Below are 13,601 nucleotides of genomic sequence, written 5' to 3' on the forward strand. Positions count from 1 at the left end.
ATCGGCTAGGCCATAGCGCACGGTGAGCGGCAGGAAGAGCTGCTCTCGTCCTTCTCCTCCCCGAGGGTATCGTCCGATGAAGCGTGAAGAAGCCCTGGAAACCGCCGCCGACTTGCCGTCGAAAGCGTGGCTCAGGGAGACCCTCATCCCGGCCTGGATCGCTCGCGCCGTCCGGCCCGGCCGCGCCGGCTTTGTCGAGATGTTCGATCCGGCCGAACCCGCGCGCGATCCCGGATCGCTCAGGACGACGCTGGTCACGGCCCGCCTGACCTATGTCTTCAGCCATGCCCATCTGCTCGATCCGCAAGGCGAGGCGCTCGCCGCTGCGCGCCATGGCTTCGCCTTCCTGCGCGACGCCTGCCGGGAAGGTGGGCGAGGGCGCTTCCTGCACTCCGTCCGCGAGGACGGCACGCCGGTCGATGCCCGCACCGATCTCTACGACCTCGCCTTCGTCCTGTTCGCCATGGCCTGGTACTACCGCGCGACACAGGACGATCAGGCGCTCGCGATCGCCGACGAAGTGATCGGCTTCATCGAAAGCGAGATGGTGCATCCGCAAGGCGGCTTCGCCGAGGATACGGCGGGTACGCTGCCGCGCAGGCAGAACCCGCATATGCATCTGCTCGAGGCCTTCCACGCGCTGACGGAGGCGACCGGCGAACAACGCTGGCTCGACCATGCCAGCGCGATCGTCCGGCTGGCGCGGGAGCATCTGGTCGATGCCGAAACCGGGACGCTCGGCGAGTATTTCACCGATGATTGGAAGTCAGCTCCCGGCGCGGCCCGACTCATCTGCGAACCCGGCCATCATTTCGAATGGACCTGGCTGCTGCTGCATCACTGGCGCCTGACGGGAGACACGCAAGCTCGGGATCTGGCGGAGAGGCTCTATGGCTTCGCGATCCGGCATGGCCTCGACGATGGTTCGGCAGGTCCGCTCGCTGCCTTCGACGTTTTCGATCGCACCGGCAAGGTCACCGCCTCGACCAAGCTGCTCTGGCCGCAGACTGAAGCGATCAAGGCCTTCCTCGCCCGGATCGAGTTCCTGGACGATGCTGATGCGGCCGAGCGCCTCGACAAGCATCTCGCCAGCCTGTTCCGCTGCTTCGTCGCGCCCGAAACGGGGCTCTGGTTCAACCAGCTCGCGAAGGATGGAGCGCCGACCCAGACTGTGATCCCAGTACGGGTGCTCTACCACCTTCTGCTCGCTCTCGCGGAATGGGAGCGCGTCCGCGGCTAGCCGGTCCTCTGCCGCCCGACATGGACGCAGGCCGCCTCCGTGCCCGTATCACCAGCGGCGAGCGGAAAACGCTCATCGGCGCAAACCGCGATCCGCTCCGGGCAGCGCGTCACGAAGGGACAGCCGACCGGCGGCGAGAGCGGACTCGGCAGGTCGCCGCTCAGGATGATCTTCTCGCGGGTGCGTTGCGCCCGTGGGTCGGGCAGCGGGATCGCCGAGAGCAACGCCTTCGTATAGGGGTGCTGCGGCTTGTCGAAGATCGCATCGACCGGGCCTTGCTCGGCCACAGTGCCGAGATAGAGCACCATCGCCTCGTCGGCGATGTGCCGAACGACCGAGAGGTCATGCGAGATGAAAAGATAGGACAGGCCGAGATCGCGCTGCAATTCGAGCAGCAGGTTGAGCACCTGCGAGCGGATCGAGACGTCGAGCGCCGAGACCGGCTCGTCGAGCACGAGCAGGCGCGGTGACAGGGCGAGCGCCCGGGCGATGACGACGCGCTGGCGCTGCCCGCCCGAAAGTGCGCTCGGCAGGCGTTCGGCCAGAGCGGCGGGCAGGCCGACGCGATCCAGCAATTCGGCGACGCGGGCCTTGCGGTCGGCACGGCTGCGCCCGGCGATGGCGAGCGGCTCGCTGATGCTGTCCGCGATCGTCATCTTGGGGTCGAGCGCCGAGGACGGGTCCTGGAAGACGATCTGGATGTCCTGCGCCAGCGCCGCCCGCTCGCGCCCCTTGAGCGCGGTGATGTCGCGCCCGTCGAAGCGGATCGTGCCCGCCGTCGCTCGCTCCAGCCCAACCACGGCATAGGCCGTCGTCGACTTGCCGCAGCCGGATTCGCCGACCAGCGCCAGCGTCCGGCCGGCCTGGAGGTCGAGCGAGATGCCGTCGACCGCCTTGACCACGCCGCCCGGCGTGCCGATGCCGCCGCGCAGCGGGAAATGCACCTTGAGGTCGCGGACCTCCAGCAGGGGCTTGCTCATGCCATCGCCTCCAGCCGGTCGACATGCCAGCAGGCGGCACGATGCGAGGCGCCGACGGTGACGGCGGGCGGAACTTGCTCGCAGGCCTCGTCGGCGAGCGGGCAGCGCGTCCGGAAGCGGCAGCCTTCGGGCCAGGCGCCGGCCGGCGGCACCATGCCCTCGATCGTGCGCAACACTGTCTTGCGTGCGCCGTCGAGCTTCGGGATCGTGCCCAGCAGCAGGCGAGTATAGGGATGGCTCGGTTCGGCGAAGATGGCATCGACCGGGCCGCTCTCGACGATCCGCCCGCCATACATCACGCAGACATCGTCGGCGAGATCGGCGACCACGCCCATGTCATGGGTGATCAGGACGACCGCACTGCCGACCTCGTCGCGCAGGCGCCGCATCAGGTCGAGGATCTGCGCCTGGATGGTGACGTCGAGCGCCGTGGTCGGCTCGTCGGCGATCAGGAGCGAAGGCCGGCAGATCAGGGCTGACGCGATCATGATGCGCTGGCACATGCCGCCGGAGAGTTCGAACGGGTATTGCCGGGCGCGCCGTGCCGGATCGGGAATGCCGACGCGCGCCATGATCGCGATGGCCTCCTCGCGCGCCGCTGCGCGCGACAAGCCGCGATGCAGGAGCAGCGCCTCCTCGACCTGCTCGCCGACCCGCATCAGCGGGTTCAGCGAGGCGACCGGCTCCTGGAAGATGATCGCGGCATCGTTGCCGCGCACCTGCGACAGCTCGGCTTCGGAAAGCCCCGTCAGCTCTCGCCCGCCGAGCCGGATCGAGCTGGCGGAAACCCGCGCCGCGTTCGGCAAAAGGCCGAGCACGGACAGCGCCGTCAGGCTCTTGCCGCAGCCGGATTCGCCGACGATCGCCAGGATGCGGCCGGTCTCGACGCCGAGCGAGACGCCGTCGACGATGCGGTTGCCGTCGATCTCGATCGTGAGGCCCTCGATCGCCAGCATCGGGTTGGCGCGCTCGCTCATGCCGAGGCTGCTGCGACCGCGGCCCAAGGGCTGGTCGGATGGGCCATGCCCAGGAAGCCGCCATCCTCCGCCCGCATCACGGCCGAGGGCACCGAGAAATTCACGGGATAGAGCGTGTCCTCGACGATCTCGACGGGGAAGGCCCCGGCGATCCGCGCCGCCACGTCCTGCTCCGCCCGGGCATCGACCTTGATCCGCGGCGTAGAGGCGTCAATGCGCGGTCGGTGAAACACGTCTTCGAGCGAGAGCCCGAAATCGGCTATGCCGGAGATCATTTGTAGCAATGTCGGGAAGATCGTGCGGCCGCCGGCGGCGCCGATCGCGAGCCAGGGCTTTCCGTCGCGGCTCAGCACCAGCGGGCACATGTTCGCCAGCGGCTTCACGCCGGGAGCCATGCTGTTGGGCTGGCCGGGGCGCGGATCGAACCACATCATGCCGTTATTCATGATGATGCCGGCCCGCGGCAGCGCCACCCGCGAGCCGAAGCGCGAGAGCAGCGTGTTGGTCAGCGAGACCATGTTGCCGTCACGGTCGACGACGCTGACATGCGAGGTACAGCCCGCTTGCGGCGTCGCGGCATGGCCCATGCTGTTGAGCCTCACCGCATAGGCCTCGCGGATCGCCGTAGCATAGGTCAGCGCCGCATCGGCCTGCGAGCTGGCCTGTCCGAGGCCGCGCGCTTCCACGCGCTGTGCGGCGTCGAAGAAGGTCGGGCCGCCGCTGAGGCCGGGAATGGCGGCGATATCAAGATCGCGGTAGCGCCCGGTCAGAGCCGGCGACCAGACGGCTTGATAGCCAGCGAGATCGTCCGCACGGATCGCCGAGCCGCCGGCTTCGAGATCGCCAGCGATCAGGCGCGCGGCTTCGCCCTCGTAGAAGTCGCGGGCGCCGGCCTTCGCCAGCCGTTTCAACAGCTCAGCCTTGGCCGTCATCGGCTTGAAGCGGCGGGTGTCGGCGCCAGCCTTGGGCGGCTGGCCGTTGTCGAGCAGCAGGCTTGAGATCGCCGGGTCACGCGACAGGCCGGCGACCTCGACCGCGATGCAGAGCGCCGCATACCAGTCGATCTCCAGCCCGCGCTCGGCATGCTCGATCGCCGGTTGCAGCGCTTCGTTCCAGGAGATCGTGCCGTAGCGCTCCAGCGCGGCGGAAAAACCTGCGATGGCGCCGGGCACGCAGATCGCGCTGTAGCCGGCGACATTGCGCTCGCCCGCCACGGCAGGCCAGGCGAACCAGTTGCCCGAACCGGCCTCGGTCAGAGGATAATCCGCCGGATCGAGCCCGCGCGGCGAGCGCACGTTGAAATCGAGCGTATCGAGCGCGCCGGTCCGGCCGTCCGCATGGATCAGGAAGCCGCCGCCGCCCACGCCCGAAAGCCAGGGTTCGACGATACTCAGCACCAGCGCGGTGACGATGGCCGCATCCATCGCATTGCCGCCCCGCGCGAGCACGGCAGCGCCGGCCTCGGCGGCGTGGCGGTTCTGGGCGGCGACGAGCCCGTGCGGGGAGCGGACGGCCGGGCGGCGGATGCTGAAGGTCTGCATCAGGCTTTGGTCCGGAAGCGCAAGGGCGCGCTCGGCTGCGGTAGGCGCATAGGCACGCTGAAGTGCTGCGCGTTGGCGCTCGCGGCGTGATGCGCGGCAAGCTCGCCGACGGTCGCGATCCATGTGCCGGGCGAGGCCGTCACCACGTCGAGCAGCTTCTCCAGCATGCGGACGCGCCCGGCCCGGCCGGAAATCCAGTCATGGACGGTGAGCATCATCATCCGCCCCTCGCGATGCAGCACCTCCCATTCGTCGAGCCAGGCATCGAGGATGCCGTTCTGCGCCGAGGGCGGGGCGCGGTCCTGCGCGCTGCCGGTGAAGCGGAAATAGACGGCGTCGTCGACCGCCCAGAGCACCGGAACCTGCGTTACCCCATCGATCGTGTAGGGATGGTCGAAGCCCATCAGCGAGGAATCGTAGAGCCCGCGCCGCTTCACCTCCTCCAGCATGAACGGCGTCATCTCCCAGGCCGGCGAGCGGAAGCCCTTGGGCACGATGCCCGCCTGACTCTTGAAGAGGGCAAGCGACTCGTCCATCGCCCGCGCGAACTCCTCCGGCCCGGCCTCGGTCGCCAGTTCATGGAAATAGCCGTGCAGCCCGATCTCGTGGCCGCGTTCGACGAAGGCCGGCAGCAGCTCCGGGTGGTTCTTCGCGATCAATCCCGGCACGAAGAGCGTCGCCTTGATGCCGTAGCGATCGAGCAGATCCAGCAGGCGCCAGATGCCGACGCGCGGACCGAAGAGTCGCTGCTCGATCTGGCCGAGGGCGACTGGAGCGCCTTCCGGCAGGTTCCACTGATAGGGGCTCTCCGCATCGACATCGATGGTGAAACAGAAGGCGCTCGACTTGCCTTCCGGCCATTCATAGGCGGGGCGGGTGGCGTTCGGGGCGGTCATGTCCTTGCCTCCCTCAGAGCGCCTGCTTCTTGTCTTGATGGACGGCGAGCGAGCCGATCGAGTTGCCGCCATCGACCGTCAAGGTCGCGCCGGTGACATAGGCGGAGGCGTCGCTGGCGAGGTAGAGCAGGGCGTTGCCGACATCGGCGCGCGAGGAGGCCCGGCCGAGCGGAATCTGCGCTACGGTGTTCTGGATATGGGCATCGGTGAGCGCGCTGACCGTGCTGCCGGCGGCGAAGCCCGGCTCCAGCGCGTTGGAGCGGATGCCGTATTCGGCGAGCTCGACGCCGAAGCCTTTGGTCAACCGGTCGAGCGCGGTCTTCGACATCGAGTAGATGCAGGCGGTCCGGCGCATCTTGCGCGAGGCACCCGACGAGATGTTGATGATCGAGCCCTTCACGCCCTTGCGCACCATCTGCGTCGCAAGCTCGCGGGTCAGGATGAACGGCGCCCGCAGGTTGATCCCGAGGATGCGGTCGAACTCGGCGGTCGTCGTGTCCAGCAGGAAGGCGCTCGGATAGATGCCGGCATTGTTGACGAGGATATCGGCAGCGCCCCAGCGCTTCCCGATCTCGCTGGCGAGCGCCACGATCGAGGCCTCATCGGTCAGGTCGGCCGGCATGACGAAGCTCTCGCCGGAGAGGCCCATCGCCTTGGCTTGCGCTTCCAGATCGCCAGCGCGCGCATCGGTCAGGCAGAGCGTGGCGCCGGCCTCGTGCAGCACCTCGGCGATCCAGCGGCCGATGACCCCGCAGGCGCCGGTGACGACGGCGCGCTTCCCCTTGATGTCGTCGAACATGGCTTTTCCTTCAGCGATGGCGGGGATCGAGGCGGTCGCGCACGGCGTCGCCGGTGAGATTGACGGCGAGCACCAGCACGAACAGGCAGGCGCCCGGCAGCGTGGCGACCCACCAGGCGGTCGCGACATAGTTCCGGCCGGTCGAGAGCATCGCGCCCCAGCTCGCGGTCGGCGGCTGGACGCCGAGCCCGAGGAAGGAGAGGCCCGCTTCGAACAGGATCATCAGCCCGAATTCGAGTGTCGCGACGACGCTGACGGCACCGACGATATTGGGCAGGACATGGCGGAAAAGCACGCGCGGTGCGCCGGCCCCCATCAGGGCCGAGAGCCGGACATAGGGCATGTTCGCGACGGAGAGCGTCTGGCTGTAGGCGATGCGGGCGTAGCGCGGCCAGCGGGTCAGCGCGAGCACCATGATGACGTTGACGATGCCGGGGCCGAGCACCGCGACGGTGATGATCGCAAGCAGGATCGCCGGGATCGACAGGAAGACATCGACGACGCGCATCACCGCGATCTCGACCCAGCCGCGCCGGTAGCCGGCGATCATGCCGAGCGTCGTCCCGACCACGCCGGACAGCACCACCGAGGCGAAGGCCACGATCAGCGAGATGCGTGCGCCATGGATGACGCGGCTGAGCAGGTCGCGGCCGAGCTCGTCGCTGCCCAGCCAGTAATGGAAGTTGCGCGAGACCGTGCCGGGCGGTTTCAACCGGCCAAGCAGGTTCTGCTGGTTGGGGTCATAGGGCGCGAGCCAGGGCGCGAAGATCGCGACCAGCACCACGAGCACGATGATGCCGACCGGCCACCAGCGCCACAGGCCGCTCCGCTTGCGGCGCGGCACCGAGGTTGCGGCTGCGAGACTCACCGCGCCCCCTCCAGCACGATGCGCGGATCGACCAGGCTGTAGAGCAGGTCCGAGAGCAGATTGAGCAGCACGGTGACGAAGGCGCCGAGCAGCACCACGCCCTGCACGATCATGAAGTCGCGCGCCAGGATCGCCTGCACGGTGACCTGTCCGAGGCCGGGCCAGGCGAAGACCGTCTCGACGATGACGGCGCCGGCCAGCAGGTTCGAGATTTCGAGTGCGGCCACGGTGATGACGGGGATCGAGGCGTTGCGCGCGAGATGGCGGACGAGCAATCGCCCGCTGCGGACGCCGCGCGAGCGGGCAGTGCGGACATAGTCCTTCGAGAGCTCGTCGAGCAGGGCCGAGCGGGTGATCCGCGCGAAGGTCGCCATGCTCAGCAGGCCGAGCGCAAAGGACGGCATGACGAGATGCCAGAGATCGCCGGTGGAGGAGGGCGGCAGCCAGCCGAGCAGCACCGAGAACACCAGGATCATCAGGATGCCGCTCCAGAAGGTCGGCATGCTCTGGGCGGCGAGGACGAAGCCGGCGGCCGCCTTCGCCGCGGGCGAGTTGCGGAAGATCGCGAGCAGGATGCCGATCGGCACGCCGATGCCGCAGGCAACGAGGAGCGCGCCCGCCGCCAGCATCAGCGTATAGGGCAGGCGCGAGGCGATGATCGTCGTCACCGGCACGCGCTGCACCACGGATTGCCCGAGGTCGAAACGGACGAGCTCGCCGAGGAAATCGAGATACTGCACGACGAGCGGCCGGTCGAAGCCGAGCTGGTGGCGCAAGGCCGCGATATCGGCCTGTGTCGCCGTTTCCGGCACGAGCAGGTATGTCGGGTCTCCCGTCAGGCGCTGGACGAAGAAGATCAGCGTCACCACCCCGAGGATGGTGACGAGCGCCTGGCCCAGCCGGCGGAGCAGAAAACCCGGCACCTCGGCTCAGTCCTTCCAGCTCATCCGGTTGATGAACATGCTTTCGTTGGGCGTCGGCTGAAAGGCGAGGCTCTTCGCCGCGCCATAGATCACCACGGCCTGGTAGAGCGGCACGACCGGGACATCGGTGGCGACGATCTCATGGACCTGCTTGTAGGCGGCGAGCCGCTTGTTGGTGTCGAGCGTCGCGCGGGCCTCTTCCAGCAGCGCGTCCATCTTCGGGTTGCGATAGGCCGACCAGCCGCTGCTCTTGTGCAGCAGCGGGAAGAGCACGCCATCGGCATCCTGGCAGGCGCAGGACCAGCGGCCGAAGCTGAGCATCGAGGTCGCCTCCGGTCCGGCCTGGGCGCGCTTCAGATAGGTCGCCATGTCGGACATCGCGATCTTCACGTTGAAGCCGGCATCGACCAGCATCTGCTGGATTGCCTGGACGATGCGCTGGTCGAAGACGGGCGCGGTCGCGAGGTCGATCTCGGCCTTCGCGGCGGGGCCTGCCTCGGCGATCAGCGCCTTCGCCTTGGCGAGGTCGTGTTCCGGCGCCTTGATGCCGTCGACCCAGCCGAAGATCGCCGGGGTCAGCAGTTCCGGCACCGGCTTGTCATGGCCGCCCAGCAGGCCGTCGATCATCGCCTGCTTGTCGAGCGCATAGGCTGCCGCCAGCCTGAGCTTGGGATTGTCGAAGGGCGGCTTGGTCGTGTTGAGCCGGACATAGGCGACGCGCTCGGTCAGGCCGATCAGGGCCTGGGCCTTGGCGGAGGATTTGAGCTGGGCGGCCTGATCGGCATCGAGCGTGACGACGAGGTCGCTCGCACCGGCCTGCAGGTTGGCAAGCCGCGTCGCCGCATCCGGAACCGCGCGGAAGGTCACGGTCGGGAACGGCGCCTTGGTGCCCCAATAGGCGTCGTTGCGCGTGAGCTGGACATTCACGCCGCGTTGCCAGGATTCGAACTTGTAGGGGCCGCTGCCGACCGGCTTCAGGTTGAAGGCATCCTTGCCGACGGCCTCGACCACCGCCTTGGGCACGATCGAGAGCTTGACGAGCTGGGCCAGCAGCGCCGGGTAGGGGCCGGCGGTGACGAGCTTCACCTTGGTCGGCGAAAGGGCGACGGCGTCGGTGATCTTGTCGAACTGGCCGAGCTGGGGGCTGGCGAATTTCGGATCGGTAATGCGCTTGACGCTGTAGACGACGTCGTCGGCGGTCAGCTTCGAGCCGTCATGGAAGGCGATGTCGCTGCGCAGGTCGAACTCGATCTCGGTGTCCGAGAGCTGCTTCCAGGCAGTCGCGACCTGCGGGATGATCGCGCCCTTGTCGTCGCGGGTGACGAGATTGTCGAAGATGTTGCGGTAGACATAGTAGCTGTCCGGGTTCCACTGCACCTGCGGGTCGAGCGAGGACGGCTCGTTGACGAGGTCGACGACGAAACGGTCCTTGGCGGCCAGCGCCGGCCCGGCCGCGAGGCCGAGCGCGGTGGCGACGAGGAAGGCGGCTGCGGCTTTCGAAACACGGCTCATCGCGATTTCTCCTCGGACAGGGTGGGGGATGGCTTGCGGTCGTTGCTGCTCCGGCGCGGCAGGCGGCTGCGCACGGAAACGGGGTGATCCTGCGGGAGCAGGCGCGCGGTGGCGAGAAAGCCGTGCGCGACCGCATCGGTGAACCGCTTCTGCTCCTCCTGAAGCGCGAGCAGCGCGGCCTCCCGGTCGCCGCGCAGGAGCGCGTCGAGCAGCGGGCGCGGATCGATCGCCGGCGGCGTCGTGCCGGCGAGTTCGAGGGAGCGGATCAGCCGTTCGGTGTGATCCCAGAGATCGCGCAGCCAGCTTTCGATGAAGCCGCCGGCCCGCTGTGAGAGCAGGTCGAGCGCCTGCCGGCACAATTGCTGCGCCATGGCGCGGGCTGAAGGATCGTCCCTCCCCAGAACGGCGTCGATCGCGCCTCTCAGGCTGCCGAGCAGGGCAACGCTGCGTTCATCGAGCGGCTTTTCGACCAGCGCAGGCTCGATCCGCAGCCTTGCCTCGACGATGGCGCTTGCAAGCGCCCCGTCGACCGCAGCGACGCGCCAGCCCTGCCGCGCATGCCTGGCGACGAAGCCGGCTCCAGCAAGTTCCGTCAGTGCGACGCGAACAGCCGCGCGTCCGAGGCCGAAACGCTGCGCGAGGTCGCCTTCATGGGCATAGGTACCGGGAATGAGCTCGCAGCGGACAAGCGCCTGCCGCAGGCGCCGGCTTGCGAAGGTGATGTCGCTTTCCGCCGCAGGCGGCTTCGGAAGCGAGAAGGGCGATTGATCGAGCATGAGCCATGCTGGCTCAGTTTCTGAGATCTGACAATCACTTTGTGAGATGTCAGAAACGCATGATCAAGCATGCTTGAGCCCCGCCGTGCATGGCGGGGCTATGGCCTCGACTCAATTTGAATGAGCAGCCGGCAGCTTGCGCCGCCATAAGCCTATGGCTCGGCTGGGACGGTGTTCGCCGTCGGCGCGGCCTGCGCCAGGAAGAAGAACGCCAGCGCGGCGCACCAGACGATCAGGCCGAAGACGGTCGCGCCCGCCAGCACCAGCCCGAACCCGCCTTGCGCATGCAGGACGGCCAGCATCGGCACCACGAAGCCGCTGACCGTGAAGCCGAGGAAATAGCGCACGCTGAACGCCTTGGCGCGGTGCTGCGCCGGCACGTAGCGGGCGACCATCGCGTCGTTGACGACGACCTGCCCGTAGATCGCGGCCATGGTCATGACGAGGCCGATCAGCAGCGGCACGCCGGATGTCGTCGCCGCGAGTGCGAGGCCCAGCGGCTGGAACAGCGCGAGCCCGACGAACAGGGCCGGAAGCGTGTAGCGGTCGACCAGCCGCCCCATCAGCCATTGCGTGGCGGCGCCGAAAACGAAGACCAGCGTCGCCAGCGAGCCGATCAGCGCCAGCGGCAGGTCGAGGCCGAGCCGTTCGTCGATGACCTTCGGCAGCGCGATCGTGGTGATGTTGAAGGTCATGCCGCCCGCGATGATCGCGACGGCGAAGATGGCGAGAAGAACCTTCGGCCGATTGACCGGGATCAGCTCGGCCTTGCCGGAGCGGTTGGCGGATGGGTTTCCGTCGCCGGGCACGAGCGCGATGAACGCCGCGCCGAGGACGAGGCAGACCAGCCCCGGCAGGACGAAGGCGAAGCGCCAGCCGAAATTCGCGGCGATGAGCGCGGTGACGCCGGCGGCCGAAGCCGCGCCGAGATTGCCCCAGACGGCGTTGACGCCGAGATCCCGGCCGAGCTGGCGGGCATGGCTGACCAGCATCGTCGAACCGACCGGGTGATAGATCGCCGAGGCCACGCCCAGCACGAGCAGCCAGCCGGCGAAGGCGGCGGGGCGGTCGGCACTCGCGACGCCGAGGCAGGACAGCCCGTAACCGATGAAGAACACGGCGAGCATGTTGCGCCGGCCGAACCGATCCGAGAGCCAGCCCATCGGCAGCGAGCACAGGCCGAAGGCGACGAAGGCACCGGTGGCGAGGCCGATGAGCTCGGCATAGCTGAGGTTCGTCTGCGCCGCGATGGCGATCACCGCCGTCGGGTAGATCAGCAGCACGAAATGATCGAGCGCATGAGCGGCATTGACGAAGAGAAGGGTGCGCTTCGACAGCGTTTCGGGGGTCATGGCGGTCTCTCGATAATAACGCGTCAATTTAGCTTGACCCGTTAAGCCTGTCGGGCCGTTATTCGGCAGGATCAGGCCAAACAGGAGATGTGATGCGCAATGAGAGCGAGGCCTATCAGACGGTGCCGCGCGCCGTTGCCGTCATGCCGAAGAGCTATTCAGCCGGCGCCAGCACGGGCTGGCACAGCCATCCGCGCGCGCAACTGCTCTATGCCACCGCTGGCCTGACGCTGGTCCGGGCCGAGGACGGCACCTGGGTTCTGCCGGCCCGGCATGCGCTCTGGATTCCGCCTGGTCTCTCGCATGAGGTCAGGATGCATGGCGCGGTCTCGATGTGCTCGGCCTATATCGCGCCAGACGCGGTCGGTGTCCTGCCGGTGGGGTGCCGCGTGCTGGAGGTCTCCAGCCTGCTCGCTTCGGCGCTGGAGGCGCTTGCGGTAGAGCCGCTGCTCTATGACGAGGCCGGGCGCGGCGGGCATCTCGCCGCGCTGATTCTCGACGAGATCGCGCGGGCGCCGGAGACGGCGCTGACCCTGCCCTTGCCGCGGGATGTGCGTCTGCGGCGCATCTGCGATGCCTTGCTGAAGGACCCCGGTTCTGGCCTCGACATCGATGGCTGGGCGCAGCGCGCGGGAGCGAGCCGGCGGACATTGACGCGCGGCTTTCGGGCGGAGACCGGCCTGAGCTTCGGTGACTGGCGCTCGCGCCTGCGCGTGCTCCGGGCCATGACGATGGCGAGCGATGGCGCGCCGCCCCACCAGATTGCCAGGGCGGTTGGCTATGCCGACCAGCGTGCGCTGCGGACAGCGGCCAAGCGTGTCCTCGGCCGGACCGATCTGTCATGATGAAGGCCGGTCAGCGCGATTGCAAGGTCGGGTCGAGCCGGTCCCGAATCCAGTCGCCGACGATCGAGATCGACATCGTCGTCAGAAAGATCGCCATGCCGGGCAGCACTGCGATCCACCACGCACTGGTGAGATAGGCGCGTCCGGCGCCGAGCATCTGGCCGAGGCTGGTCAGGGGCGGACGGATGCCGAGGCCGAGGAAGGAGAGCGAGGTCTCCAGCAGGATCACCTGCGGGAAGTTCAGCGTGAACTGGACGATCAGCACGCTCAGGATATTCGGCAGGACATGCCGGAGATAGACATGGCGGGCCGGCGCGCCGAGCGCCGTCACGGCCGTCGCATAGCCCTGCGTATTGGCGGCGATGACGACGCCGCGCGTCAGCCGCGCGAACACCTCCCAGCCATAGAAGCCCATGATCGCGACGAACAGGAAGAAGCCGCCGCCGAAGAGCGCGATCAACGCCAGCGCGATCATCATGAAGGGCAGCGATGCCTGCACGTCCGCCAGCATCATGATGGCCTCCTCGACCAGCCCGCGGAAATGGGCGGCGATGAAGCCGAGCATGGTGCCGATGAAGGCGCCGATCAGCGTGCCGCCGAGCGCGACGAGCACGCTGAAGCGGATCGCGTAGATCAGGCGGCTCAGGACGTCGCGCCCGAGTTCGTCGGTACCAAGCAGGTGTTCGGGCAGCCCGCCGAGGAAGCTCGGCGGCTTCAGGCGCTTCAGCAGCGATTGCGTGCGGTAGTCGTAAGGAGCCAGCCAGTCGGCGAAGAGGAAGATCACGAGGATCAGCCCGAGCAGGGCAAGCGCGATGATGACGAGTGTCGGATAGCGTGCTTCGGCACGGACCGGCGCATCGTCCTTCCGGCGGAACAGGGTCGTCAGCGCCAT

Annotated in this window: 13 protein-coding genes; 2 read left to right on the forward strand and 11 right to left on the reverse strand. The window is 68.0% G+C overall.

The features are described 5' to 3' along the window. Positions 1 to 76: 76 nt before the first annotated feature. Complete coding sequence (locus FHT98_RS14555; RefSeq protein ID WP_142114461.1) at positions 77 to 1,240, forward strand: AGE family epimerase/isomerase; 1,164 nt, start codon at positions 77 to 79, stop codon at positions 1,238 to 1,240. Here FHT98_RS14555 and FHT98_RS14560 read toward each other — a convergent pair. The 10 genes from FHT98_RS14560 to FHT98_RS14605 form a co-directional block, all read right to left on the reverse strand. Beyond that, positions 1,237 to 2,220 (reverse strand): ABC transporter ATP-binding protein, encoded by a 984-nt coding sequence (locus tag FHT98_RS14560; protein WP_113586258.1) that lies wholly within the window; start codon positions 2,218 to 2,220, stop codon positions 1,237 to 1,239. The two genes, FHT98_RS14555 and FHT98_RS14560, sit on opposite strands and share 4 nt — an antisense overlap. Continuing rightward, on the reverse strand, positions 2,217 to 3,197 hold the full coding sequence (locus FHT98_RS14565) for an ABC transporter ATP-binding protein (protein WP_113586275.1): 981 nt from the start codon (positions 3,195 to 3,197) through the stop codon (positions 2,217 to 2,219). Before FHT98_RS14565 ends, FHT98_RS14560 begins: the two co-directional genes overlap by 4 nt. After that, positions 3,194 to 4,738, reverse strand: coding sequence for a gamma-glutamyltransferase family protein (locus FHT98_RS14570; protein WP_185745169.1), 1,545 nt, complete (start codon positions 4,736 to 4,738; stop codon positions 3,194 to 3,196). The genes FHT98_RS14565 and FHT98_RS14570 overlap by 4 nt, the downstream gene beginning before the upstream one ends. Next, positions 4,738 to 5,634, reverse strand: a complete 897-nt coding sequence (locus tag FHT98_RS14575) for a polysaccharide deacetylase family protein (protein WP_113586257.1) — start codon at positions 5,632 to 5,634, stop codon at positions 4,738 to 4,740. Before FHT98_RS14575 ends, FHT98_RS14570 begins: the two co-directional genes overlap by 1 nt. Before the next feature lie 13 nt (positions 5,635 to 5,647). Continuing rightward, the gene (locus FHT98_RS14580; protein ID WP_142114462.1) at positions 5,648 to 6,433 is read right to left on the reverse strand and encodes an SDR family NAD(P)-dependent oxidoreductase; all 786 of its coding nucleotides are present in this window, start codon (positions 6,431 to 6,433) and stop codon (positions 5,648 to 5,650) included. A gap of 10 nt (positions 6,434 to 6,443) precedes the next feature. Further along, a complete protein-coding gene (nikC, locus tag FHT98_RS14585; protein WP_142114463.1) occupies positions 6,444 to 7,301 on the reverse strand; it encodes a nickel transporter permease in 858 nt (285 codons plus the stop codon). Continuing rightward, a complete protein-coding gene (locus FHT98_RS14590) occupies positions 7,298 to 8,224 on the reverse strand; it encodes an ABC transporter permease (protein WP_142114464.1) in 927 nt (308 codons plus the stop codon). The genes nikC and FHT98_RS14590 overlap by 4 nt, the downstream gene beginning before the upstream one ends. A 6-nt stretch (positions 8,225 to 8,230) precedes the next feature. Continuing rightward, a complete protein-coding gene (locus FHT98_RS14595) occupies positions 8,231 to 9,736 on the reverse strand; it encodes an ABC transporter substrate-binding protein (RefSeq protein ID WP_142114465.1) in 1,506 nt (501 codons plus the stop codon). Then, positions 9,733 to 10,512: a GntR family transcriptional regulator gene (locus tag FHT98_RS14600; protein ID WP_142114466.1), complete on the reverse strand. Its 780-nt coding sequence runs from the start codon at positions 10,510 to 10,512 to the stop codon at positions 9,733 to 9,735. The genes FHT98_RS14595 and FHT98_RS14600 overlap by 4 nt, the downstream gene beginning before the upstream one ends. 152 nt (positions 10,513 to 10,664) lie before the next feature. Continuing rightward, a complete protein-coding gene (locus FHT98_RS14605; protein WP_142114467.1) occupies positions 10,665 to 11,864 on the reverse strand; it encodes an MFS transporter in 1,200 nt (399 codons plus the stop codon). Between the two features lie 92 nt (positions 11,865 to 11,956). Between FHT98_RS14605 and FHT98_RS14610 the strand changes: the two genes are divergently transcribed. Further along, the gene (locus FHT98_RS14610; RefSeq protein WP_142114468.1) at positions 11,957 to 12,709 is read left to right on the forward strand and encodes an AraC family transcriptional regulator; all 753 of its coding nucleotides are present in this window, start codon (positions 11,957 to 11,959) and stop codon (positions 12,707 to 12,709) included. A 10-nt stretch (positions 12,710 to 12,719) separates the two neighbouring features. Here the strand turns inward: FHT98_RS14610 and FHT98_RS14615 are convergent, their stop codons facing one another. Continuing rightward, entirely contained in the window at positions 12,720 to 13,601 is an 882-nt protein-coding gene (locus tag FHT98_RS14615; protein WP_061966571.1) for an ABC transporter permease, read from the reverse strand.

This window comes from Allobosea sp. AK1, assembly GCF_006714945.1.
Classification (GTDB): Bacteria; Pseudomonadota; Alphaproteobacteria; order Rhizobiales; family Beijerinckiaceae; genus Allobosea; species Allobosea robiniae.